Source organism: Endozoicomonas euniceicola, assembly GCF_025562755.1.
GTDB lineage: Bacteria > Pseudomonadota > Gammaproteobacteria > Pseudomonadales > Endozoicomonadaceae > Endozoicomonas_A > Endozoicomonas_A euniceicola.
Genome location: NZ_CP103300.1, coordinates 5757174 through 5781430, shown reverse-complemented (window position 1 = coordinate 5781430; position 24257 = coordinate 5757174). Strand labels below are relative to the sequence as shown.

The 24257-nt window shown below is 48.6% G+C and carries 20 protein-coding genes; 9 read left to right on the top strand and 11 right to left on the bottom strand.

What is annotated here, in order from left to right:
- Nucleotides 1-2: 2 nt before the first annotated feature.
- The 4 genes from prpF to NX720_RS23575 all read right to left on the bottom strand — a co-directional run bounded on the left by prpF (nucleotide 3) and on the right by NX720_RS23575 (nucleotide 6013).
- Nucleotides 3-1238, bottom strand: coding sequence for a 2-methylaconitate cis-trans isomerase PrpF (gene prpF / locus NX720_RS23590; protein ID WP_262597956.1), 1236 nt, complete (start codon nucleotides 1236-1238; stop codon nucleotides 3-5).
- Nucleotides 1239-1267: 29 nt separating this feature from the next.
- A complete protein-coding gene (acnD, locus tag NX720_RS23585; protein ID WP_262601648.1) occupies nucleotides 1268-3874 on the bottom strand; it encodes a Fe/S-dependent 2-methylisocitrate dehydratase AcnD in 2607 nt (868 codons plus the stop codon).
- 86 nt (nucleotides 3875-3960) lie between these two features.
- Nucleotides 3961-5085, bottom strand: coding sequence for a bifunctional 2-methylcitrate synthase/citrate synthase (gene prpC / locus NX720_RS23580; RefSeq protein ID WP_262597955.1), 1125 nt, complete (start codon nucleotides 5083-5085; stop codon nucleotides 3961-3963).
- Between the two features lie 82 nt (nucleotides 5086-5167).
- Nucleotides 5168-6013: an isocitrate lyase/PEP mutase family protein gene (locus NX720_RS23575; protein WP_262597954.1), complete on the bottom strand. Its 846-nt coding sequence runs from the start codon at nucleotides 6011-6013 to the stop codon at nucleotides 5168-5170.
- Between the two features lie 211 nt (nucleotides 6014-6224).
- Between NX720_RS23575 and pabB the strand changes: the two genes are divergently transcribed.
- From pabB to NX720_RS23555, 4 genes are all read left to right on the top strand, one after another.
- Nucleotides 6225-7613 carry an aminodeoxychorismate synthase component I gene (gene pabB, locus NX720_RS23570; protein WP_262597953.1) on the top strand — a complete coding sequence of 463 codons (1389 nt, stop codon included), beginning with the start codon at nucleotides 6225-6227 and terminating at the stop codon, nucleotides 7611-7613.
- Nucleotides 7614-7655: 42 nt separating this feature from the next.
- Entirely contained in the window at nucleotides 7656-8675 is a 1020-nt protein-coding gene (locus tag NX720_RS23565; protein ID WP_262597952.1) for a hypothetical protein, read from the top strand.
- A 150-nt stretch (nucleotides 8676-8825) separates the two neighbouring features.
- Nucleotides 8826-9713 (top strand): hypothetical protein, encoded by an 888-nt coding sequence (locus tag NX720_RS23560; RefSeq protein ID WP_262597951.1) that lies wholly within the window; start codon nucleotides 8826-8828, stop codon nucleotides 9711-9713.
- A gap of 44 nt (nucleotides 9714-9757) precedes the next feature.
- The gene (locus NX720_RS23555) at nucleotides 9758-10111 is read left to right on the top strand and encodes a hypothetical protein (protein WP_262597950.1); all 354 of its coding nucleotides are present in this window, start codon (nucleotides 9758-9760) and stop codon (nucleotides 10109-10111) included.
- Nucleotides 10112-10155: 44 nt separating this feature from the next.
- Here the strand turns inward: NX720_RS23555 and cysB are convergent, their stop codons facing one another.
- Nucleotides 10156-11130, bottom strand: coding sequence for an HTH-type transcriptional regulator CysB (gene cysB, locus NX720_RS23550; RefSeq protein WP_262597949.1), 975 nt, complete (start codon nucleotides 11128-11130; stop codon nucleotides 10156-10158).
- A gap of 199 nt (nucleotides 11131-11329) precedes the next feature.
- On the opposite strand from cysB, the gene NX720_RS23545 reads away from it, so the two are divergent.
- Nucleotides 11330-12100: a sulfite exporter TauE/SafE family protein gene (locus NX720_RS23545; protein ID WP_262597948.1), complete on the top strand. Its 771-nt coding sequence runs from the start codon at nucleotides 11330-11332 to the stop codon at nucleotides 12098-12100.
- A 210-nt stretch (nucleotides 12101-12310) separates the two neighbouring features.
- The gene (locus NX720_RS23540) at nucleotides 12311-13381 is read left to right on the top strand and encodes a 3-deoxy-7-phosphoheptulonate synthase (protein WP_262597947.1); all 1071 of its coding nucleotides are present in this window, start codon (nucleotides 12311-12313) and stop codon (nucleotides 13379-13381) included.
- An 84-nt stretch (nucleotides 13382-13465) separates the two neighbouring features.
- On the opposite strand, the gene NX720_RS23535 is transcribed toward NX720_RS23540, so the two are convergent.
- From NX720_RS23535 to NX720_RS23525, 3 genes are all read right to left on the bottom strand, one after another.
- Nucleotides 13466-13837 (bottom strand): hypothetical protein, encoded by a 372-nt coding sequence (locus NX720_RS23535; RefSeq protein WP_262597946.1) that lies wholly within the window; start codon nucleotides 13835-13837, stop codon nucleotides 13466-13468.
- A gap of 225 nt (nucleotides 13838-14062) precedes the next feature.
- Nucleotides 14063-14566 carry a transcription elongation factor GreB gene (gene greB / locus NX720_RS23530; RefSeq protein ID WP_262597945.1) on the bottom strand — a complete coding sequence of 168 codons (504 nt, stop codon included), beginning with the start codon at nucleotides 14564-14566 and terminating at the stop codon, nucleotides 14063-14065.
- 180 nt (nucleotides 14567-14746) lie between these two features.
- A complete protein-coding gene (locus NX720_RS23525; protein WP_262597944.1) occupies nucleotides 14747-15808 on the bottom strand; it encodes a potassium channel family protein in 1062 nt (353 codons plus the stop codon).
- A 180-nt stretch (nucleotides 15809-15988) separates the two neighbouring features.
- Between NX720_RS23525 and NX720_RS23520 the strand changes: the two genes are divergently transcribed.
- Both NX720_RS23520 and NX720_RS23515 read left to right on the top strand, forming a co-directional pair.
- Entirely contained in the window at nucleotides 15989-17137 is a 1149-nt protein-coding gene (locus NX720_RS23520; RefSeq protein WP_262597943.1) for a homogentisate 1,2-dioxygenase, read from the top strand.
- Nucleotides 17138-17149: 12 nt separating this feature from the next.
- The gene (locus tag NX720_RS23515; protein WP_262597942.1) at nucleotides 17150-18130 is read left to right on the top strand and encodes a fumarylacetoacetate hydrolase family protein; all 981 of its coding nucleotides are present in this window, start codon (nucleotides 17150-17152) and stop codon (nucleotides 18128-18130) included.
- 64 nt (nucleotides 18131-18194) lie between these two features.
- Here NX720_RS23515 and NX720_RS23510 read toward each other — a convergent pair whose 3' ends face one another.
- The 3 genes from NX720_RS23510 to NX720_RS23500 all read right to left on the bottom strand — a co-directional run bounded on the left by NX720_RS23510 (nucleotide 18195) and on the right by NX720_RS23500 (nucleotide 21976).
- Nucleotides 18195-20267, bottom strand: a complete 2073-nt coding sequence (locus NX720_RS23510; RefSeq protein ID WP_262597940.1) for a hypothetical protein — start codon at nucleotides 20265-20267, stop codon at nucleotides 18195-18197.
- 302 nt (nucleotides 20268-20569) lie between these two features.
- Nucleotides 20570-21022 carry an NfeD family protein gene (locus NX720_RS23505; protein WP_262597939.1) on the bottom strand — a complete coding sequence of 151 codons (453 nt, stop codon included), beginning with the start codon at nucleotides 21020-21022 and terminating at the stop codon, nucleotides 20570-20572.
- Between the two features lie 36 nt (nucleotides 21023-21058).
- Nucleotides 21059-21976 (bottom strand): SPFH domain-containing protein, encoded by a 918-nt coding sequence (locus tag NX720_RS23500; protein ID WP_262597938.1) that lies wholly within the window; start codon nucleotides 21974-21976, stop codon nucleotides 21059-21061.
- Nucleotides 21977-22144: 168 nt separating this feature from the next.
- On the opposite strand from NX720_RS23500, the gene amt reads away from it, so the two are divergent.
- A complete protein-coding gene (gene amt / locus NX720_RS23495; RefSeq protein ID WP_262597936.1) occupies nucleotides 22145-24250 on the top strand; it encodes an ammonium transporter in 2106 nt (701 codons plus the stop codon).
- Nucleotides 24251-24257 lie beyond the last annotated feature (7 nt).

The following is a 24257-nucleotide window of genomic DNA, read 5'->3' as shown; positions in this document are numbered from 1 at the left end:
CTTTAGCCAGGGGGAATTGAGTCAACCGCTTTCTCGCATTTACTAACCTGAAAAGCATCCCCCGGCACACGAACCCAGCCTTCCATCAACACTCTGGCGCTGCGGCTCATGACTGCTTTTTCAACCAGCCAGGCTCCCGTATTAGCACTGACTTCAGCACCCACTTTTAATGTACCTGACGGGTGACCAAAGCGAACAACCTGCCTCTCTCCCCCACCGGCTGCAAGATTTACCAGTGTTCCCGGAATAGCAGCCGCAGTGCCAATCGCCACCGCTGCGGTTCCCATCATGGCATGATGGAGCTTACCCATGGACAGCGCCCTGACCAGCAGATCAATATCATTCGCTGAAACGGCTTTACCACTGGATGCCTTATAATCAGAGGGCTTGCCAACAAAGGCCACCTTGGGAATATGTTGTTGCTGTAACGCCTGATCAATATGATCAATCAACCCCATTTGAACCGCACCGTGGGCACGAATGGTTTCGAATCGCTTTAATGCTTCGTCATCACCATTAATATCGTCCTGAAGCTCGGTGCCGGTGTAACCAATATCCTGAGCATTGAGGAAAATGGTGGGAATCCCGGCATTAATCATGGTGGCTGGTAACCGACCAATACCTGGCACGTCCAGCGTATCCACCAACTGCCCGGTCGGGAACATGGCTTCACTGGCATCCACCGGATTCAAAAACTCAACCTGAACTTCTGCCGCAGGAAAGGTGACACCGTCCAGCTCAAAGTCACCGGTTTCCTGCACCTCACCGTTGCTGATGGGGATATGGGCGACAATGGTTTTCTGAATATTCACCTGCCAGATGCGTACCGTGGCAAAGCCATTGTCAGGAATCCGGTCAGGATCAACCAACCCTTTGCTGATGGCAAAAGCCCCCGCAGCAGCCGTCAGGTTGCCGCAGTTACCACTCCAGTCCACGAACGGTCTGTCGATGGCGACCTGACCAAACAGGTAGTCCACATCATGGCTTGCCTGAGCACTTTGGGAAGCGCTTCTGGAAACGATCACCGTTTTGCTGGTACTGGAAGTAGCCCCGCCCATGCCGTCGGTGTGTTTGCCATAGGGGTCAGGGCTACCAATCACACGTAACAGCAGTTTATCCCTGGCTTCACCCGGCACCTGAGCCGGTTCGGGAAGATCTTCAAGGCTGAAGAACACCCCTTTACTGGTTCCGCCACGCATATAGGTGGCAGGGATTTTCACCTGAGGCACAGAACTCATGATTTCCCTCCTTAGGGTATACCGGGCTTTTAGCTGTTGGCTTTTAGCTGTTCATCTTTGCTCAAAAAATCTCTGGCAAAACGCTGAAGCACACCACCCGCTTCATAAATGGACACTTCCTCAGCGGTATCAAGACGACAGGTCACTGGTACTTCAAGCGTTTCCCCATCACGGCGATGAATAAAAAGCTTCAGTGTGGCACCCGGAGTCCGGTCTCCCAGGACATCAAAAGTTTCTGTACCGTCAATAGCCAGGGTTGTGCGAGTGATCCCGGCTTTAAATTCCAACGGCAACACACCCATGCCCACCAGGTTGGTCCGGTGAATGCGCTCAAACCCTTCAGCGACAATCACTTCCACACCGGCCAGACGCACGCCTTTAGCCGCCCAGTCCCGGGATGAACCCTGACCATAATCCGCCCCGGCAATAATGATCAACGGCTGCTGGCGTTCCATATAGGTTTCAATGGCTTCCCACATGCGGGTGACTTTGCCTTCCGGTTCAACCCGCGCCAGAGACCCCTGAACGACTTCTCCATTCTCTGTGACCATTTCGTTAAGCAGCTTTGGATTGGCAAAGGTCGCTCTCTGGGCGGTCAGGTGATCACCACGATGGGTGGCGTAAGAGTTAAAGTCTTCTTCCGGCAGCCCCATTTTCGCCAGATATTCCCCGGCGGCACTGTCAGGCAGAATGGCATTGGATGGCGACAGGTGATCGGTGGTGATGTTATCGCCAAGCACTGCCAGGGGGCGCATGCCTTTCATGGTGCGCTCACCAGCCAGAGCGCCTTCCCAGTAGGGAGGACGGCGAATATAAGTACTTTGTGGACGCCACTGATAAAGAGGGTTCGTTGTATTGCCACGACCAGAGTCCAGGTCAAACATGGGAATATAGACTTCCCGAAACTGTTCCGGCTTCACATGAGCGTGAACAATCGCATCAATCTCTTCATCCGCAGGCCAGATATCCTTCAGCGTAACCGGATTGCCTTTCTGGTCAACACCCAGAACATCCTGTTCAATATCGAAACGAATGGTTCCGGCAATGGCGTAAGCCACCACCAGCGGTGGTGAGGCGAGAAAGGCCTGTTTCGCATAAGGATGGATACGGCCATCAAAGTTGCGGTTGCCGGACAGCACCGCAGTTGCATACAGGTCGCGGTCAACGACTTCCTTCTGAATGACCGGATCAAGGGCTCCGCTCATGCCATTGCAGGTAGTGCAGGCAAAACCGACGATACCAAAACCAAGGCTTTCCAGCTCGGGCAGCAGACCGGCGGATTCCAGGTACAGCTGCACCGCTTTAGAGCCGGGTGCAAAGGAGGTTTTCACCCAGGGTTTACGCACCAGCCCCAGGGCATTGGCTTTTTTTGCCAGCAGTCCGGCCGCCACCGTATTGCGAGGGTTAGAGGTATTGGTGCAGCTGGTAATGGCGGCAATAATCACTGCCCCGTCAGGCATCAAACCGGGTTCATTTTCTACTTTGCCGGAAATACCCTTCTGCGCCAGTTCGGACGTGGATACACGACGGTGAGGGTTGGAAGGGCCCGCAATATTGCGACCCACCTTCGACAGGTCAAACGTCAGAACCCGTTCATATTCCGCCTGTTCCAGACGATCAGCCCAGAGTCCTGCGGTTTTAGCGTAGTGCTCAACCAATCTGACCTGGTCATCGTCCCTGCCAGTCAGCTTCAGGTAATCAATGGTCTGCCCGTCGATATAGAACAGTCCGGCAGAAGCACCAAACTCCGGCGTCATATTGGCAATGGTGGCACGGTCGCCCAGGGTCAGGTCGGCAACACCGGTACCGTAAAACTCCAGATAAGACGACACCACCTTCTCGTTACGCAGGAATTCGGTCAGCGCCAGGACAATATCCGTGGCGGTAATGCCCGGCTGGCGTTTACCAGCAATCTCAACACCGATAATGTCGGGCAGTCGCATCCAGGAAGCCCGCCCCAACATCACGCTTTCCGCCTCCAGTCCACCGACACCCAGGGCAATCACACCCAGGGCATCCACATGGGGCGTATGGCTGTCAGTACCTACCAGGGTATCCGGAAAAGCCACGCCCTCCCTCGACTGAATAACCGGTGACATCTTCTCCAGGTTTATCTGGTGCAGAATGCCATTGCCGGGTGGGATAACATCGACGTTTTTAAAGGCGTCCCTGGTCCAGTTGATAAAATGGAAGCGATCTTCATTGCGCCGGTCTTCAATGGCCCGGTTTTTATCGAAAGCGTCCTTGTCGTAGCCTCCGTGTTCCACCGCCAGTGAATGATCCACAATCAGCTGAGTGGGCACTACCGGGTTAACCTTTGCCGGGTCGCCCCCCTGCTGGGCAATGGCATCACGCAGACCGGCGAGGTCAACCAGCGCAGTCTGTCCGAGGATATCGTGACAGACGACCCTGGCCGGATACCAGGGGAAGTCCAGCTCCCGTTTACGATCAATAATCTGTTGCAAAGAGGCTGTCAGTGTTGTCGGATCACAGCGACGTACCAGGTTTTCAGCCAGCACCCTGGCAGTGTATGGCAGCTTAAGATAAGCACCGGGTTGAATGGCATCAACGGCAGCCCGGGTATCATAGTAATCCAGATCAGTCCCTGGTAATGATTTTCGATAGGCAGTGTTCATAACTGCTGTACTCATAACAATGAATCCACCGGGTCAAAAGGAAAGGAGCCACCCATCATTCGGGCGGCGATTGACTCAACCCGCTGTTAACGGTCTGCCAGCGGCAGCCAGCTGCGTGGCTCTTCACCAATATAATCCGCAGAAGGACGGATGATTCGGTTATTCGCCCGCTGCTCCATAACGTGAGCCGTCCAGCCTGAAACCCTGGAGCAGACAAAAATGGGCGTAAACAGTTTGGTGGGAATGCCCATAAAATTGTAGGCGGACGCATGGAAGAAGTCCGCATTGCAGAACAGTTTCTTTTCATCCCACATCAGCTGCTCAATGGCTTCGGAAACCGGATAGAGTATCTGGTCGCCGACGGCTTCGCCCAGTTTCTTTGACCACTGCTTGATAATGGCATTGCGGGGATCGGACTCACGATAGATGGCATGACCAAAGCCCATGATCTTGTCCTTGCGAACCAGCATGCCTTTTACACAGTCGATGGCTTCTTCCACTGAACTGAACTGCTCAATCAACGCCATGGCTGCTTCATTGGCACCGCCATGTAATGGCCCACGCAGGGAACCAATAGCGCCGGTTACGCAGGAGTGCATATCCGACAGAGTGGAGGCGCAGACTCTTGCAGTAAACGTTGAGGCATTGAACTCATGTTCGGCGTACAAAATCAGTGAAACATCCAGACAACGGCGATGCTCGGCAGAGGGCTCTTTGCCATGAAGCATGGCCAGAAAATGACCGGCAATGGAATCATCACCCACTTCTGTGTCAATCCGTTCACCATTATGGCTGAAGTGATACCAGTACAGGAGGATTGAAGGCAAAGCGCCCAGTAAGCGATCTGCCACATCCTGCTGCTCAGTAAAGCTGGTCTCCGCTTCCAGATTGCCAAGCACTGACGTACCGGTTCGCAATACATCCATGGGGTGAGCATCCGCCGGAATCTGCTCAAGGCAGACTTTCAATGGCTGAGGCAACCCCCGGAAGGTTTTCAGTCGTTCTTTATAACCCGACAGCTCGCTGGCATTGGGCAGATCACCATTGAACAGCAGATAAGCCACTTCCTCAAAGGTGGCATGATCTGCCAGTTCAGAAATATCATAACCACAGTAAGTCAGCCCGGTACCGGACTGGCCTACGGTACATAAAGCCGTTGATCCTGCACTCTGGCCACGCAGACCTGCGCCATTCAGTTTTTTCTCAGCCATGATGTCACCCCATTCTTGTTATGGATGTTGTTATTAGTAAAGTAAGACATTACTTTGATTATGTGTAATATCTTTCTGATTTTTAAGGATTTAAAAACTCTTTGGTTTTTACCAGACGTTCACGATCCTGAAAAGTCAGCATATCATCGGCAACGGCGCCGCTGTCACCGTCACGCCGGATCACATCGAGCACTTCTTTCATGGCCGTCATGGCAGCACGCTGTAAATCAGAGGGAATAATAATCAGTTGATAGCCCATGGCTTTCAGGTCAGCCGCTGGCACCAGCGGCGTTTTGCCACCATAAAACATGTTAATCAGTTTGGGACCCGGTGCCTGTCTGGCGATGGCTTCAATCTGTTGCACGGTTTGCGGTGCTTCCACAAACAGCATGTCGGCACCGGCTTCAACATAAGCTTTGCCACGGCCAATGGCATCGTCAAAGCCGGTGACAGCAATCGCATCGGTACGGGCTATGACCATCACCTCTCCGGCGTATTTGCTGGCCACTTCGATCTTTTTGCACATCTCATCCGCAGGTATCAGGGATTTACCGTCCAGATGACCGCAACGCTTGGGGAACTCCTGATCTTCAAGATGAAAGGCTGACACACCGGCATTTTTGAACAACTCAACAGTGCGCTTTACATTGACTTCATTACCGAAACCCGTATCGGCATCGGCAATCACTGGCAGAGTCGTGGACTCACAAATCTGCCGAACCCGGTCTACCACTTCCGTTAACGTTAACAGACCAATGTCAGGCACACCGGTGCTGCGGGCCATAGCCCCACCACTGGCATAGAGCGCAGAAAATCCGGCTTCTTCTGCCAGACGGGCGGAAAGACCGTCATAAACACCCGGAGCGGTTACAATGCCCTGTTGTATAATCAGACGACTCAGGGCGTTGTTTTTATCTGTCTCTGGCATAGTAATGCTCTCCCGGGAATTATTGTTTGCACATAAGCGACATTCAGACAGGATTTTAGAAACAGTATTCTAATCTGCCAACATACTCAAACCCTGTTTCTGGACTATAATTGTGCCGTCTCTATACAGAAGCGGGCAATATGCCTACATTGTTCATGGCAGTCAGCTATGACTGCATGTAGAATGCCACCACATTTTTGCTCGCTACTTTATGGCCACTATGAACGAACTGATCATCGTTGATCTGGACTATCAGGCTGACTCCAGCATCTGGTTTGAACATTGCCTGAATGAAACCCTGCCCTGTTTTCTCGACAGCTGCGGCTCAAAATATTCAGAATCACGCAGTCGTTACGACATCATCTCCGCAAATCCATGGGCCGTGGTAGCGGTGGACAATAATGAGCAAGTGAAGGTTACCAATTATTTAACCGGGGAAGCTATTGACCGTTCCGGGCAGTCTCCCTTTGACTGCCTGTCCGAACTGCTGGAAAAAATGACACCTGTCGTAAAAAACGCCCTGCCCTTTACCGGTGGCGCAATAGGTTTCTGGGGCTATGAGCTGGCCTCGGTACTGGAACCCGGTCGCATTGCCAGACGTGAGATGGAAACACCTTTAATGAGTGTTGGGCTGTATCACTGGGCGCTGATTTCAGACCATAAACAGCAGTCGACACAACTTGTTTTTCATCCGGGTTGCCCGGAACAGGAAAGAGAAAAGGTGTTGGCCCTTTTCCACCAACCGGAAGCAGCCAGGTCATCAGCATTTAAAATAACCCGTGGTTTTACCCCATCCATCACTAAAACCGAGTATAAAGAAGCCTTTGACAGAATTCAGGACTATATCCTTGCTGGCGACTGTTACGAAGTAAATCTGACTCAGGAGTTTGTTGCGCACTATCAGGGCAATAGCTGGTCAGCCTATAAGACGTTGAGAGAAGTCAGCCCCGCTCCTTATTCTGCCTATTTGTCACTCCCTGGCTTTGAGATTCTCAGCCACTCTCCGGAACGCTTCATTAAAGTCACAGGTCGCCACGTTGAAACTCACCCCATAAAAGGCACACGCCCCAGAGGACGCTCAGAACAGGAAGACCGTGAGTATGCACAGGACTTGCTGGAATGTGAGAAAGACCGGGCTGAGAACCTGATGATCGTCGACCTGCTGCGCAATGACCTGGGCAAAATCTGTAAAACCGGCAGCATAAAAGTGCCTCGCCTTTTTGGCCTTGAGAGTTATGCCAATGTGCATCACCTGGTCAGCACTGTGACCGGTGAGCTGGATGAGGACCGGCACGCTCTGGATGTGTTATCTCACGCATTTCCCGGTGGCTCTATTACAGGAGCCCCCAAGATTCGTTCCATGGAGATCATTCACGAACTGGAAGCGTCTGCGCGCACTATTTACTGTGGCTCCATTGGCTACATCAGTACAGACGGGCAGATGGATACCAGTATTACTATCCGCTCACTGATAGCCCGTAACAACCGGCTGCACTGCTGGGGCGGTGGCGCTATTGTGGCCGATTCCGATTGTGAACAGGAGTATCAGGAGTCAGTCACCAAGGTTAAAAACCTGATGCACGGTCTGGAAAGTATGTGATGACAGGGTAGACTTCCTGAGCCTGTCCGGGAGGATAAGCCCATGGTACTCGTACATAGTTATGCGCAGGCTGTATTTTTCTCCCTGATGTCCATGACCTGCTGGGGGTCGTGGGCGAATACCCAGAAGCTGGCAGCAAAAAACTGGCGGTTTGAATTATTCTACTGGGATGCTGTCCTGGGGCTATTGCTATTTTCCCTTTTAGCCGCGTTCACTCTTGGATCATTTGGTGCTGAGCCAGGGGGGAGAACCTTTTTAGAAGATATTCAGCAGGCTGATCTGCAAAGTATTGGTTACGGCCTACTCGGGGGGGTGTTCTGGAATATTGGCGACTTCCTGATTATCGCAGCCATTTCGTTAACAGGGCTGGCTATAGGCTTTCCAATAGGTGCTGGATTATCCTGGCTGGGGGGAACGATTATTGGCTATATTACCGAGATAAATATGACAGGTGGCAGCAGTATTAATCCGGTATTGCTGTTCAGTGGTATGGCCCTGGGAATTACCGCTATCTATTTGAACATGGTTGCCTATCGTCGACTGACTTCACAACGTAAGGGCAGCTCTATGAAAGGTATCATTCTGGCAGTTTTGGGAGGGTTATCTATTGCTCCTTTTTTTACAGTTACGATGTACGGTATAGACCCGGCCTTTGGCCTGAGTGGTACCGGTAAGTTAACGCCCTACTCAGGAGTCGTCTGCTTTGCCCTGGGCGCTTTCCTGAGCACGTTTGTAATTAACCCGATATTTATGGCACAGCCTGTTGCCGGGGAGCCGGTTAAAATTGCAGAGTACTTCAAAGGCACGCTTACCTCACACCTCTGGGGTATTCTGGGTGGATCAATTTGGATGCTGGGATTCATTATGAGCTTTATTTCAGCAGGACAAGCTCCAACCATCGCCTACGCCCTGAGTAACGCCGCTCCCCTCGTAGCAATTTCATGGGGGGTGTTTGCCTGGAAAGAGTTTAAAGATACTCCAGAAGGTACGAATAAAATTTTAACGTTCATGTTTCTGTTTTTTATCGCAGCATTAGTGTTGATAGCCTTATCAAAGTCTTGAACCAGCCACTTTCAAGATACTGTTCGTTCCTGCATTATCGTACAAAGAATCCACACCCCTGAAGAAGAAAATTGAGGCTGAAAATTTGATTTAGTAAGGCTAATAGCGAACTATACTTCGTGGCTTTACAGCTTCTACAAAAGATGAGAGATGATTATGTGGAATCCTGCTTTTCAACTTGTTACTGAAGTCTCAATCGTACTACGTACACTGACTTTTTTCATACTTATCACTTTCGCCCTCAACGCAGAAATATCACTGGCACAAACCATTTATATGGGGGAAAAAGTATCTAACGAAATATTCCCATACAGCATTTTTAAAGCAAAAAATGGTTTTATGGAGGTCAAAGGTAATAGCACTCTCACTGAAGCTGATGATGGTAGTTATAAGGTAGAGAAAAATTCTAAATTTGCATTGTGCTTTACCCCAAAATATTTTCAAGAAGAGGAAGAAGCTACTCATTCCATGAAATACCATTATGACATGACTTCTAATGACACAAACTGTTATTCAGTAGATTTTGAAGGCTCAAAAGATACTATTAACTACCACAATGAGATAGTTAGCACCTCTAAAAAAAGTTTTTTACATCTCTGTAAAGCATTCAAACCTTCTTGTGGGATGCTTGATAGGATTTTTATGGATTTGGCAAGGTTAAAATCGACAACAGCCAATCAAATAATCAATACCAAAATGGTGGTTATTTTTCCTGAGTTGATGCCCTTAGCAGAAGAATGTACAAGCAAGCATTTTCACAGTAGATTATTCGATCATTTTTGTGGTTATGATGAACCTACCCACGGGAACTGGACTGTACAAGTATTTCTGGAGAAAGTGTGGGGAATTCAAATTCAGACTGATTCTCAATCATCTTCCAGGAAAGATCATTGCTACCAATCCTCATCAGAATTACATTGTTCAATCGCAGGCTGTGGGGTCGACAAAGACGACACATGTGGGACAAACGATCGGATACTCTACCTGAAAAGTAACAGCTCAAAAAGTGTAGGCAAAAAATCAGATACTGCCAATTAGCTGTAGCCGACACCTGGATCACTGGAATATAACACAAACAACTGGTGTTTGAGGTTGGAATTGGTATTAAAATAGACGAGGAAGAATATGGCGTTACTATTTTGGAAAATACCGCTATGCGTATAACAATGGTAAAAAAATTAATGGCCGACGGATTCTACTGCCAGAAGTGCATTGATGTGCAGGAACGGTTGGAGGAATCCGGCTACATCAGTCAGATTGACCATTTTGCAGATTATGTAGAAAACGACGCTGGTAGTGAAGGTGCATTGCTGGCAGATTACTACCAGATCGATAAAGCGCCTTTCTTTATCGTTGAAGAGAAGGGTAAAGACGCAAAAGTCTACACCATTTATTTCAAACTGGTGAAGGACATTCTAAAAAAAACGGCGACCTGATGGCCGCCGGAATCTTATGCTACTTCACTATTGGGTCGATTGCCTTAATGGGTCGGCAACTGCACACCGGAAAACAATTCATCCACTTCCGCCTTGTTGTGGCGGGAAATAGCATCCTGAACTACCTCTTTCGTCAGGTGCGGTGCAAACTGCTGGATAAAGTCGTACATAAACCCACGCAGGAAGGTTCCTCTGCGAAAACCTATCTTGGTGACACTATGCTCAAACAGGTGGCTGGCATTAAGAGGCACCAGATCTGAATCCAGTTCCGGGTCATAAGCCATACCGGCAATAATGCCAACGCCCAGGTTTAACCGTACGTAAGTTTTAATTACATCGGCATCAGTGGCGGTAAACACGACTCTGGGTGACAGCCCTTCATTCATAAAGGCTTCATCCAGTTTTGAACGACCTGTAAAGCCAAATACGTAAGTGACCAGAGGATAGCGGGCAACATCCTGAAGAGTTAGCTCCGACACCTGGGTCAAAGGGTGATCCTTTGGCACCAGGACACAGCGGTTCCAGCGATAGCACGGCATCATCACCAGATCATTGAACAGTTCCAGTGCTTCTGTCGCAATGGCAAAGTCAACCGTACCATCTGCCGCCATTTCGGCAATCTGAATGGGCGTTCCCTGATGCATATGCAGAGAGACGTCGGGGTATTGAGCAATAAATCGGTTAATGATACCAGGCAGAGAGTAACGAGCCTGTGTGTGGGTGGTGGCTATTGAAAGGCTGCCTTTGCGTTCATCACTGAACTCCTGGGCCACCTGTTTGATACTCTCAACTTTCCTTAAAATCTCACCTGCGGTTTCAATGATTTTTTCGCCTGCTGGCGTGATTCGCGTTAAATGCTTGCCACTTCGGGCAAACACTTCAACACCAAGTTCATCTTCAAGTAGTCGAATCTGTTTACTGATACCGGGCTGGGAAGTGTAAAGGCTCTGCGCTGTGGCTGAAACATTGAGATCATGATGAGCGACCTCCCAGATATAGCGCAGTTGTTGCAGCTTCATTTATGGCCTCCGGTCAAGCTTACTAAAACCTATAGCGTGAGAAAGTTATTTTGCATTCTTAGTACTACACGGCATAAGCGAATAGCATTTAATTACTTCCAAGAATACAAGCCGGTCGCTACAGTTACCAGCAAATCATGCATTTAATATCATGATTTCAAACATCGCCTGAGCTACTTATAACTTTAGACCATATTTCATGGACGCATTACTCTACATTTCAGCAGGTGCCAGTGTGGGATTTGCAGTCGGTTTAACCGGTATCGGAGGCGGGTCATTGATGACGCCGCTACTGCTCGTTTTTGGTTTCCCGGCGCATATCGCCATCGGTACCGACCTTATGTATGCCGCGTTGACCAAAGGCAGTGGAGTGCTGACACATCACCGCCAGAAAAGCGTGGACTGGTTACTGGTCAAAGCCATGTGTGCAGGCAGTATTCCTACTACCATCGCGACCGTTGTCACCCTGAAATACATGTTTGCCGGGAGCGATTATTATAGCCTGATCTTAACAACCTGCCTTGGTTTTATGCTTACTTTGACAGCTATAGTACTTTTCTTTCGCAACCGGCTGCTTTCAATATCATTCGGAGATAATGTGCAGTGGTCTGATCAGCAACGTTTGAAAATGACCGTTATAATGGGCGCACTTCTGGGCCTTCTCGTGACACTTTCATCCGTCGGTGCCGGAGCACTGGGTACAGCCATACTGCTTATCCTCTACCCGAAATTGTCTTCTGTAAAAGTCGTAGGTACTGATATAGCCCATGCGGTTCCGTTAACACTGGTAGCCGGAATTGGGCATATCTGGCTGGGCAATGTTGATTTTGCCCTGCTTGGCGCCTTGCTCGTCGGGTCACTACCTGCTGTTTATCTGGGCTCCCGCATTGGACGACATCTGCCAGATAAGGCCATGAGGATCATTCTTGCCAGCGTCCTTCTCGTTCTTGGTATTCGATATCTGGTTTAACGGTTACAGTGCAGTGAAACGGGGTTGTTTAAGTAAAATGCAGTTTACCTTCTCAGAAAAAGTTGCAGCCATCCTCCCACATGAATTACAGTGACGATCCACCGCTAATCCATGTCAATTTTACTGTCATCAGACACACTGACTGATTGGCCGGTACCTAGCCCCCTTGTAAGGGAGTAAAAAAGATAAAAGCCCCGGACTTAGAGCATTATGACCGCATTACCTATTGAAAACCTTAATATTGAATCCCAGGAAGTACTGGTTACTCCAGAGCTGCTTAAGCAGGAAATACCCGTGAGTGAGGCTGCGGCCCGCACGGTTTTCGAAGGTCGCCAGGTGATTCGGAATATTATCGACGGTAAAGATCACCGGCTGTTTATTGTTATTGGCCCCTGCTCAATTCACGACGTCGATGCGGCGCTGGATTATGCGCAGCGCCTGAAAGCCCTCAGTGAAGAAGTGGGTGATACACTGTATCTGGTAATGCGGGTCTATTTTGAAAAACCACGAACCACCGTGGGCTGGAAGGGCCTTATTAACGACCCTTACCTGAATGACTCATTTAAAATTGCTGATGGTCTTCATATTGGCAGGCGACTCCTGATGGATGTTGCCGAGATAGGTATGCCAACCGCAACGGAAGCTTTAGACCCGATTTCTCCACAATACCTACAGGACCTGGTGGCATGGTCAGCTATTGGCGCACGTACAACAGAATCACAGACCCATCGTGAAATGGCCAGCGGTCTGTCTTCTGCGGTTGGCTTCAAAAACGGTACCGATGGTAGCCTGGAAGTCGCCATCAATGCGCTGAACTCGGTATCAAAACCCCACCGTTTTCTGGGTATAAGCGGCAATGGTCAGGTAGCAGTTACCCGAACCAAGGGTAATCCTTATGGCCACGTTGTTCTTCGTGGTGGAGGCGGCAAGCCAAATTATGATTCCGTCAGTGTGGCTATCTGTGAACAGGAACTGCATAAAGCCGGTATCGAACCCAATATAATGGTGGACTGCTCCCATGCCAACTCTAACAAAGATCCCGGTCTGCAACCCCTGGTTCTGGAAAATGTCGCCAACCAGATTATAGAAGGCAATGAGTCTATTGTTGGCCTGATGGTAGAGAGCAATATTGGCTGGGGAGCTCAGAAAATCAGCGACAACATGGAGTATGGCGTTTCTGTGACTGATGCCTGCATCGACTGGGAGACAACCGAAAACACTCTACGCGCCATGCATGACAAGTTGAAAGACATCCTGCCGGGCCGCAAGCGCGTTCAGTAGTAAAGCCAGCCGTACTCAGGGAAGTAGCAGAGAAAAATATCCCATCGTCATCCCCGCGCAGGCGGGGATCCACTGCCGCTTCCCTTAACCAAACAGCTCAAATTGTGGTGATGCCTTCCCACTGCTGAGTTCTGTGTCTTCTTTTTTGTCATCAGCACTGTTGTCAAGAGGCAGTGCCATCTGGGTTTTCGGCACTTCTTCTTCAATATCTTCAAAAGCACTCGTTGTTCCAGCCTTGCGTTCGAGGGGCATATTACTGATGCGACGTTTGAGAATGGCAGAACAGATTGGGCAGGCGCTGACCAGCAAATGGTTTGTCAACACTTCATAGCGGTATTCGCCATGTAGTACTTCAGTACACAGGGTGCGATCATCTCTGGATTCAATATCAAGATTTGCTTCCACCAGATGATAGTCACCGTCACTGGTGTCAGTGCTTTGTGAATCAATAGCCACGAAAAAATTAGACAGTATGGTTTGCTTGTATCGCTTCACGGGCTCTAAGTACCAATATCAAGGTACTACTATCTAAGTACCGAATAAATGCCAGACAGAAAGGGCGAAAGACAATACACGATTATGCTCCCATGGCATACCTGTATCAGCAAGTTTAAGTAAAAATACAGGTTATACGACAAAATGCCATAAATGCCTTTCTACAGCTCGCCTTCTGGAACTCGATCAGCCCTGATCAAAAGCCTGATACTGGATATTAAGAATAAACCAGACTTTATCTCCCGTCGGTGTTTTTACCACCACCTCATCATCTACCTGCTTGCCTATCAGAGCTTTTGCCATGGGCGAGTCGATGGTGATATGGCCTTTGCTGACATCAATTTCATCCGAACCAACAATACGACACTGCAAAATTTCACCACTTTCATTTTCTATCTCAACCCAGGCACCAAAAAAACACTTACCTTCCTGCTCCGGTGAATAATCCACGACTTTAACCGTTTCCAGCCTTTTGGTCAGGAAGCGAAGCCGACGATCAATGCTTCTGAGTTCACGCTTGCCTTCCTTGTATTCTGCATTTTCTGAGCGATCTCCCAGTGCCGCAGCTTCGGAAACCGCCTGGGTTACCTGTGGTCTCTTTATTTTCCATAGCCAGTCAAGTTCTTTCTGCAAGGCTTCTTTACCGGCCCGGGTAATCAGGTTGGACTTCATTGAACTGTCATTATCCATTTATCACTTGCCAGTGATAAATAATACACGTCACCTTATGGGCTGTTCCAGACATGAAGAAGTTTACGGGCTTTTAGCTGCTGGCTATTAGCTGTTCGTCCAGCCAACAGCCAACAGCCAACAGCCAACAGCCAACAGCCAACAGCAGTATATTCTAGCCTTCAGCCCCCCGTATAAGGCCTATTGACACTTTTCCCAGTTAACATCACGGGAATGAATTCGCTCGGCAGCCATATAGTAAATAACCTGCTGTCCCCTCACCTGATAATCACTTTCAGGATTTAACTTCAGGTTATCGCCAGTCACTTTGTCAGCAACGCCCAGAATCATAGCCTCATGTTCTGTTTTGAAGTAACTCATCAGCCGGGAAAAGCTGACAGCCCCAAAGCTATCAGGCACAGGAATAGAAAACTGGGTCGGCCCTTCCAGCGTGGATAACAGCTGCTCCTGGACACGGGAAGAACCCGGGTCCTGGGCTGAACGAACCAGCATTTCCATAGAAGCATCAGAATGGCACTCAACATCCGGACAGTGGGATTTAAGCAGGTCAGCCATGCCCCGGGTATCAAACCAAGCGACAATATGGGCTTCCGTTCCCGTGGCTACCACGGTCAGGCAGGAGGCCAGAGTTTTGTCATCATTGCCCCGGTAAATAATAATCCGGGACGCAGTCCGAATGCCTGAACGTTTCAGCAGGTCATCGCTATGCAGATTCTCACCACGAACAAAATAGACAGCATCCGGAAACGGGTTTTCCATTTCTTCAGTCGCGCATAACACAACCTTACGTTCAACCCTTCGGGTATCACCGTAAATCAGGTTGATCATCTGTGGTGTGTGTTCGGGATGCCAGCCAAGGATGACAATATGATCATCGAACATGGAAAAGTCGTCCTTCCCCTGCATGCCTTTCCTCCAGAGATTGACAAACGTAGTCGACATCTTGCCAAGAAATGCAGCAAAAACAACCACAGCCCCCGGCATCATGAAAAAAGCTGCCACAATCCGCCCTCCCATAGTTTGAGGGCTCAAGTCGCCGTAGCCAATGGTGGTGGCCGTCGTCACAAAATAATAAAGCCAGACTCCGGGTTCTGTCAGTCCCTGCTCACCAGAGAGTGTCATTAAAAACCAACTGCCAAAATAGAGTGTGCTAAGCAGTACCACAATAGCAAGCCAGGTTAACCTGAACAGTTGCTGGTTCAAATAAAACAGTGTTGTCTTCAGTAGCTTTACCACGTTCATCCATCGTTTTAAGCTATTAAATCATGACAATCATAACACTATCGTCTATATCTCTTAACCTGCTCTCTTGTAAAAAAAGCCAGCAAGAGAAACTTATAACCCGGAAACCCAGAGTAAAAAAATAACAGTAACAGGGCTTATGCACCTCTCAACGTTTCAGACATCAACCGGAGCGCTTCAATGAGTTACAAACCATGGATACACCTGCCATTACGTGAAGGCCAATGTTCCCGGCAGGCGCACTGCGACCTTCCTGAAGGAACTTACGAACGAGAGCTTGGACGCGAGGGTTTTTACGGCCCGGTGACACAGATGCATCACCGCCATCCACCAACAGGCTGGAGTCACTTTGAAGGCCCGCTGCGCCCCCACGCACTGAATCTGACCCAGCTGGACAGTTCAGTGGAATGCCCATGGTCCACCTCCCCCTTTCTTTATAACCAGGATACGTCCATTCGTTTCTGGCAGCTGTCACAGCCCATGCAGCATCTGGTACGCAACAGCGATGGTGATGAACTGCTGTTTATTCATAAAGGTCAGGGCGAGTTTTTCTGTGACTATGGGCACTTGTCCATTACAGAAGGTGACTATCTGGTTATACCCAGGGGCACAGCGTGGCGCATTGAAACATCAGTCCCCACTGCCATCCTGATGGTGGAAAACAGAGACGGCTGTTACCGTCTGCCAGACAAGGGCATCACTGGATACAATGCTATTTACGACCCTGCCGTACTGGATCATCCTGAAATCAACAGCCAGTTCAAGGCTCAGCAGGATGAAAACGAGTGGCAGGTTCGCATCAAACGGCTCGATGCAATTTCTACCCTCACTTACCCTTTTAACCCTCTTGACGCCGTTGGCTGGCACGGAACCAACACAGTGATCAGGCTGAACTGGCGGGATATAAGACCGCTCACCAGTCACCGCTATCATTTACCCCCTTCCGTGCATACGACATTTGTCGGTCAGGGGTTTGTCGTCTGCACCTTCTGCCCCCGCCCCATTGAAACAGACCCTAATGCTCTCAAAGTCCCCTTTTTCCATAACAATGATGACTTTGACGAAGTGATCTTTTATCACCAGGGTAATTTCTTCAGCCGCGACCACATAGATGCCGGTATGGTGACTTTCCACCCCTGTGGTTTTCCCCACGGGCCACACCCCAAGGCTCTGAAAAAAAGCATGGAAGACCCGCAAACCTTCACCAACGAAGTGGCGGTTATGATAGACACCCGCCGACCGTTGTCACTGTCAACGCAGGCAGAGCAGGTTGACATCAAAGCCTATGCCGACTCATGGAAAAACCCTGCATCATCCGATAAAAACTGACAGGACAAAAGAATGAAATTTGCCAGCTATAAATCCGGTCGTGACGGTCAGTTGCACATAGTATCCAGAAACCTGAAGCGGGCTTTCCGCATCACGGATATTGCCCCTTCATTACGGGAATGTCTGGATAACTGGGAAACGCTCCTGCCAGACCTGCAAGAGCGTCACCAGCGCATCAATGCCGCTGGACAGGTTGACAACGCTAAACGTTTTCATACCCCTAGTTGCAGCGCACCTTTACCCAGGGCCACTCAATGGCTTGATGGCAGCGCCTACGTTAACCATGTAGAACTGGCAAGAAAAGCCCGGGGTGTTCCCATGCCAGACAGTTTCTGGACCGACCCGCTTATGTACCAGGGGGGCTCCGATAACCTGTTAGGTCCCTGTGATCCTATCACTGGCAATCCGGACTGGGGCGTAGATTTTGAAGCAGAGCTGGCGATCATTACCGACGATGTGCCTATAGGGTGCAGTGCGGAGGAAGCACACCAGCATATTATGCTGGTGATGCTCTGTAACGACCTATCGCTGCGCAACCTGATTCCGGAAGAACTGGGCAAAGGCTTCGGCTTTGTCCAGAGCAAACCTCCCAGCAGCTTTGGCCCGGTCGCTGTTACTCCGGATGAACTGGGGCATTATTGGCAAGAGGGAAAACTCAGCCTGCCCATGCAGGTCTACTTCAATGACCAGCCTTTTGGACACCCTGACTGCGCAGTCGATATGACCTTCAACTTTCACGAACTGATTGCCCATGCCGCGAAAACCCGTCCACTTGGGCGAGGCACCATTATTGGCTCGGGCACCGTGTCCAATAAAGATAAAAGCACGGGTTCATGCTGCCTTGTGGAACAGCGAATGCTGGAAATCATCGCCAGTGGACAACCTCAAACCCGCTATTTACAGCCTGGAGACAAAGTACGAATTGAAATCACCACTCCGGATGGGCAACCCCTGTTTGGTGCCATTGAGCAGACTTTTACTGGAAGCCATTGACCGTGCTGCTCTACCCGCAAAGTCATACCATCAGCCTCAAGTCAGAAGAGGCTGATGGTATTTGTTAACGCCTTAGTACTTCTTTGCCAGCAGGACTCATCAAGGAATCGATTATCTGGCAGTAGGGTTGAAAGGCTTCACCCCCACTTTCACCCCCATGAGATGGCAGGTGCTCTGTTTCATAATAGGCATCAGAACTATCGGGGATTGGCTTAACCGCCTCACAGTTATCTTCGAAGCAGACTGTGCCATTCAGCCAGGGCGTTGTAAAAGGTGGGGTAGAGTTACTATCTGCCCAGACCCGGTTCACTCCACTAACCGCAGGCAACAGATTCAAACAGGCAGTCAGTCCGTTCAAGACATCCGGATGCTCGTCTATGCGCACGCCGGCATCAGCCGCAGTTCGCTGGAACATACTGAACACTTTGTTGGCTGTTATTTCATTTTTTTCCCTGATAAACGTATTAAAATAGTCAAGCGCCATTGCCAGTTCATGATCCTGAATATATTGATTCCAGAGAAAAGCGGGCACCTCCGGCTCGGAACCTTCATGAATATAATCCAGGAGATCGTCAACTTCCTCGTATTTGTAGACCTTCAGTTTCATGCCTTTTACGTTAGCCGCAACATAATCTGTGGCGGCACCGTACAAAAGTAAAAGGCGGGAGATACTGGCTTCAGTCTGGTCTTTTTCAAGAATAAGAGCTTCAGCTAACAAATCTCCATTACTATTACCATGATCATCCGGAAGCCGGGTATTGGGGCTGGCACCGTTAGCCAGACTGGCTGCTGTTTCAAATACATCCTGCGCCATAACGGCCTTTTTTAACCGTATATTTTTCTTCTCCTGAGCCGGGGTTTCATCACCAATATAAGAGAGTAGCTCTGTCCTTTTATAAAACTGGAGAAGAAGTGCCATATCGCGGGTTATTTTATGCCTTTCCATCTGCTGAATAAATTTATGATCGGGGTCGGCACCAAATTCAATCAATACTTTTGCATTTTCCAAATGACCTTTTTTCACCGCCTCTACCAGGGGATTAGCTAAACGCTGTTTATCAAAATCAGTAAGCTGATTGCGATAATAACGATATGAACTCAGCCGGTCACCTAAATTAGTTCTAATACCCCATTTCAGCAACATTCTGGTGATCTCCGGGGTATCGCTCGCCAGTAGTATGGGTGGAAATGAGACATCATAAGAGGGTTTTTCATTGGTAGTATCCAAAATTAATTTAACCAGCTCAACATTATTTTCATCTACAGCACCCCTTATCAAGTCGAAAGATAGAACGCTTCTCGATTTAATTTCCTCTGTCGCTGAAGGTAACGTTTCCCAAAACCAGTTATCAGTTCCGAAGATTTCATTCCATAAAGATTTTTTTTGATCTAACATAGAAATAATTTTTTTATTGGGAAGCAGGCTAATACAAGCTCTCTTTATTTTTATGGAGACAGGTGCTTTAAAATATGGTTTTCCCTGCACACATGAATTTAAATTTTCTTCCAGCTCATTTCTCTTTTCAATAAATTCAGAACAGCTATAACCAAGGCTTTCTTTCGCAATCTCCTCATACGTTTTATTTTCGCAAAGTAACGCTATAGCCTTGAAAGCATATTCAAAATCGAAGGGGGATTTTTTTATATTTATTGCTGTAACACCGTTATAATATTTGACTAATGGATTGGCTCCTTTTTCGATCAATGATTCCAGAAGCGCATCGTTATGGCTTTCAAAAGCAGAAATTATAGGGGGTGTCTCAGACGGTAGTCCTTCATACATTTTTTTATAGTTAGAATTACTGCATCCATCAGGGTCTGCTCCTTGATCAAGAAGCCATAGAGCGACGTTATTTTTATTTAAGCGCACAGCATAACCCAATAGAGAAACATACCTGGACTTTTTTTCCTTAATAAGGACATTAATCCCAAGATTACCTATATTGGGTATATTTCCATTAATGATATCTTTGAAAGCCTCTTGGTAAATCTTTAATTCTTCACCTTTATTAACCACTGGACATAATGTTATTTGTTTCTCTATATGGCCTGCCAAAGCACTCTGAAACGACAAAAACAATAACAAAAATACAAAAACAGCATTAAATCTTTCACGTTTTATTATTAAAGTTATCAATTTTTCAAACCTACCTTGAGACGTTTTTCTCAGTGGCTAGATACAACCATTCCCAGATTTTTTCTCCATAAGCATAAGCTAAGTCCATTGCGCTTGCCGATTTATTTTCTGCTGAAGGTGATTTTCAATAGCCCGACTTTGCGCTTCACTTTAAATTGATAATTTTCACTCTTATATTTCAGGTGGTGACATGACGCATCAAGTGGTCCAGAATTCTGACTTTGCCAGACTTAATTTTCAAATGCGGCCTGCTGTCTGTCATCAACAGACAAGCCGCCTTTTTAACAGGTATGACTCCAGGGTTAACTGTGACGCTCTACCAGCAAAGTCATACCATCAGCCCCAACGACAATGACCTGCGCGCCAGCCTCAATGGTTTCACTGGCCTTCACTTTCCAGAGCGTGTCGCCAACCTGCACCCTGCCCTGTCCGTGGGTCAGGGGCTCAGAAACCTCCACCACTCTGCCAACCAGCTGAGCTGCCCGGTTATTAAGCTGTTGATTATCAGATCGTTCATTCACGCGGCGAAACAACTTCCAGTACGCCACGGTAAATATAAGACTGCCCAGACCAAACCATACCAGTTGCCAGCCCCAGCTTAAGTCAGGTAAGAGCCACAATAAAAAGGCCAGTAATAACCCGGCCAGCGCTGTGCCTAACAAAAAACCACCGGTTCCAAGGGCTTCCAGCCCCAGGAACAGAAACCCCACAATCAACCAGTGCCAGGGTTGTATCGCCGACAAAAATTCCATCATGATAGTGCCGTTAACCTGTTATTGATAACCAACCGCTTACGACGGTTTATTCGAAATTTCACTGACCAGCTCCTTAATTCCTGCCAGAGAACCAATCACACTGCTGGCCTCAAGTGGCATCATGATCAGCTTGCTGTTCTCAGCAGCCCCAACTTCTTTCAGCGCCTCAACATACTTCTGGGCAACAAAGTAATTAATCGCCCGCTGGTCACCGCTGGCAATCGCCTGGGACACAGCTTCTGTTGCCCTCGCTTCTGCTTCAGCCAGTCGTTCCCTGGCTTCTGCTTCTCGTTTGGCCGCTTCCAGTTCACCTTCTGCCTGCAAAATCTGAGCCTGTTTTTGGCCTTCTGCCACTTTAATCGCGGCTTCTCTGGCACCTTCGGCTTCAAGAATCTGGGCACGCTTGTCCCGTTCCGCCTTCATCTGTCGGGCCATGGCTTCTACCAGGTCGTTAGGAGGGGCGATATCGCGTAACTCAATACGGGTTACTTTCAGGCCCCAGGGATCTGTAGCTTCATCGACTTTAGCCAGTAACTGTCCATTAATACGATCCCGGTTAGACAGCATTTCGTCCAGTTCCATGGAGCCAAGTACCGCACGAATATTTGTCATCACCAGATTCTGCATGGCTCTGGGGAGGTCGTTTACTTCATAAGACGCCCTGACCGCATCCTGTACCTGAAAGAAGCACACCGCGTCCGTCGTTACCTGGGCATTATCCGATGAAATCACTTCCTGCGGAGCAATATCCAGAACCTGCTCCATCATATTCACTTTATTACCGACACTGTCGATCACCGGCACAATAACATGCAGACCGGGCGGAAGTGTTTTCGTATATTTTCCGAACCGTTCCACTGTGTAGTTATGCCCCTGGGGGACCATCCTGACGCCGGTTGCAATGAGCACAGCTATCAGCAGAACAAAAGCAATAGCAGTGATTTCAAACCCCATAACTCGACTCCTTGTGACTTTTACCTTATACGTGAAATTTCCTCAGCCATGGCAGTTTAATTAAAATTTCATTAGCCCGAAACCTTCTTACGCCAAATGCTAAATTCAAAAAAGAAGCAGATAAATCGTCGTACTGTTTTACCTGACTCATTACCGGAAACACAGTACATGCCCTACGGAACCCAAAATACCCTGTTCATGATACTCTGCACCCTGCTGGTACTACTTATGCAGGCAGGTTTTTTATGCCTTGAAGCAGGTGCCGTTCGCAGTAAGAATACGGTCAACGTGGCAGCCAAAAACCTGATTGACCTGATTCTGGTGACTGTGCTTTATTTCGCCTTTGGCTTCACCATTCAGTACGGCTGGTTTTCGGATTTCAGCCTTAATGCCCACCCGAATGCCCCTCATTATCCTTACCTGTTCCTGCTATTCCAGGCGCTCTTTGCCGTCACCACCGCTACCATTGTTTCCGGTGCCGTAGCAGAACGCTGTAGCCTGACTGGCTACATAATTATCAGCCTGGTGATTGTCTCTGTCATTTATCCGATTTCCGGCCAGTGGGTCTGGGGTGGCGTTTTTGGAACCCCGGAGGGGTGGCTGGCAAAATTGGGGTTTATTGATTTTGCTGGTTCTACCCAGGTTCATGCCCTCGGTGGTGCCGTAGCACTTGCATCAGTGCTGATTATTGGTCCCAGAAATGGCTTTCACGACCAGAGTTATAAAGTATTCAGAGGACAAAACCAGACCCTGAGCCTGCTAGGCGTCATGCTGCTCTGGGTAGGCTGGTTTGGTTTCAACATGGGCAGCATGCTGAAAGTGGATGTCCTGCTAGGCCTGATCATGTTCAATACATTTATTTCAGCCTGTGCCGGAGGTCTGGCCAGCCTGGTCTGGAGCCTGGTTTTTTACCATAAAGCCGACATCCCCATAGTGGCTAACGGTGTTCTGGCCGGTCTGGTGGGCATCACAGCCGGAGTGCATGCTGTACAACCCGCTGAAGCAATCCTTATTGGCGTTGTTTCTGGTCTGATTTGCTGTGGGGCTACGGTTTATCTTGAGCATCGCAAGATTGACGATGTCATTAGTGCTATTCCAGTGCATCTTGCCGCTGGCATCTGGGGAAGTCTTGCCGTTGCCCTGCTGGGTGATCCAGAGATACTGAATACAGGGCATGATTTGATAGCACAGTTTGGTATTCAATTATTAGGAACGGCTTGTATTGTTGCCTGGTCGTTTGGCGTCAGTTTTATACTACTCAAATTGTTAAACCGCTGGTTTCCACTGAGGGTCAGCGCTGAAAGTGAAAGAGTCGGGCTGAATATCAGTGAACACGATGCCATCACTGAACTGTCTGATATTGTCCACAATCTTGAGCAGCAGTCTGAAAGTGGCGATTTTCATCCGCTTGAGCACCACCCCTTTTCAGAACTTGCAGGCATTACACAGCAGTATAACCGTATTCTGACTTCCTTCCTGAGAAGCCAGAATGAGCTGCAGTCCAGTCTTGACACTCTGCAAACGACCCACAGCAAACTCATGCTGAAAAAGGCAGAAGCTGACTCAGCTAACCGGCAAAAAACACTGTTAATTTCTAAAGTAAGCCGGGAAATACGTACCCCCCTGAATGGCATCATTGTCACCTCAGAAATGTTGAATATGGAACCTCTGCCCGCAGAACAGAAACAGTGGCTTGAGATTATCACTCAGTCAGGCAATGCTCTGATGGACATTGTTCATGACGTTATTGACTACTCCAGGCTGGAAGCGGGCAACCTTTCGCTACAGCACTCAACGTTTCAACTGTCGGAACTGATGGATCAGTGTAAAAAAGTCTTTCTGACTGAAGCCTTCAACAAAAATCTGGAATTTCTCGTTCAAATCGAAATGGGAACCCCGAAAGCATTGACCGCAGACAGCCAGAGGCTACGCCAGATCATTATTAACCTGCTGGGTAACGCCTTTCGTTATACCGACAAAGGAACGATTACACTCTCAGCGCAAATGGAACATACAACAGGCCGTCTTTTGTTGGAAGTAAAAGACACGGGGGCCGGTATTTCTGAAGACAGCCTTGAAAAGGCTTTTGACGCTTTTGGCCTGGAAGAAAAGTATGCAGACCGGGAAGCTAACAACAGCGGGCTCAGCCTCACCATTTGCAGACAGCTGGCTGAACTGATGGGTGGCACTATTTCAGTGAAAAGTCAGCCAGGGGAAGGCTCCCACTTTACGTTACAGATTCCGGTAAAGTGGGAAAACAAAGAGTTTCGTTGATATCAGA

Bases quoted from the DNA above. Each gene is read 5' to 3' on its own strand.
- prpF (WP_262597956.1), bottom strand. From the start codon at position 1,238: ATGAGTTCTGTGCCTCAGGTGAAAATCCCTGCCACCTATATGCGTGGC.
- acnD (WP_262601648.1), bottom strand. From the start codon at position 3,874: ATGAACACTGCCTATCGAAAATCATTACCAGGGACTGATCTGGATTAC.
- prpC (WP_262597955.1), bottom strand. From the start codon at position 5,085: ATGGCTGAGAAAAAACTGAATGGCGCAGGTCTGCGTGGCCAGAGTGCA.
- NX720_RS23575 (WP_262597954.1), bottom strand. From the start codon at position 6,013: ATGCCAGAGACAGATAAAAACAACGCCCTGAGTCGTCTGATTATACAA.
- pabB (WP_262597953.1), top strand. From the start codon at position 6,225: ATGGCCACTATGAACGAACTGATCATCGTTGATCTGGACTATCAGGCT.
- NX720_RS23565 (WP_262597952.1), top strand. From the start codon at position 7,656: ATGGTACTCGTACATAGTTATGCGCAGGCTGTATTTTTCTCCCTGATG.
- NX720_RS23560 (WP_262597951.1), top strand. From the start codon at position 8,826: ATGATTATGTGGAATCCTGCTTTTCAACTTGTTACTGAAGTCTCAATC.
- cysB (WP_262597949.1), bottom strand. From the start codon at position 11,130: ATGAAGCTGCAACAACTGCGCTATATCTGGGAGGTCGCTCATCATGAT.
- NX720_RS23545 (WP_262597948.1), top strand. From the start codon at position 11,330: ATGGACGCATTACTCTACATTTCAGCAGGTGCCAGTGTGGGATTTGCA.
- NX720_RS23540 (WP_262597947.1), top strand. From the start codon at position 12,311: ATGACCGCATTACCTATTGAAAACCTTAATATTGAATCCCAGGAAGTA.
- greB (WP_262597945.1), bottom strand. From the start codon at position 14,566: ATGGATAATGACAGTTCAATGAAGTCCAACCTGATTACCCGGGCCGGT.
- NX720_RS23525 (WP_262597944.1), bottom strand. From the start codon at position 15,808: ATGAACGTGGTAAAGCTACTGAAGACAACACTGTTTTATTTGAACCAG.
- NX720_RS23520 (WP_262597943.1), top strand. From the start codon at position 15,989: ATGAGTTACAAACCATGGATACACCTGCCATTACGTGAAGGCCAATGT.
- NX720_RS23515 (WP_262597942.1), top strand. From the start codon at position 17,150: ATGAAATTTGCCAGCTATAAATCCGGTCGTGACGGTCAGTTGCACATA.
- NX720_RS23505 (WP_262597939.1), bottom strand. From the start codon at position 21,022: ATGATGGAATTTTTGTCGGCGATACAACCCTGGCACTGGTTGATTGTG.
- NX720_RS23500 (WP_262597938.1), bottom strand. From the start codon at position 21,976: ATGGGGTTTGAAATCACTGCTATTGCTTTTGTTCTGCTGATAGCTGTG.
- amt (WP_262597936.1), top strand. From the start codon at position 22,145: ATGCCCTACGGAACCCAAAATACCCTGTTCATGATACTCTGCACCCTG.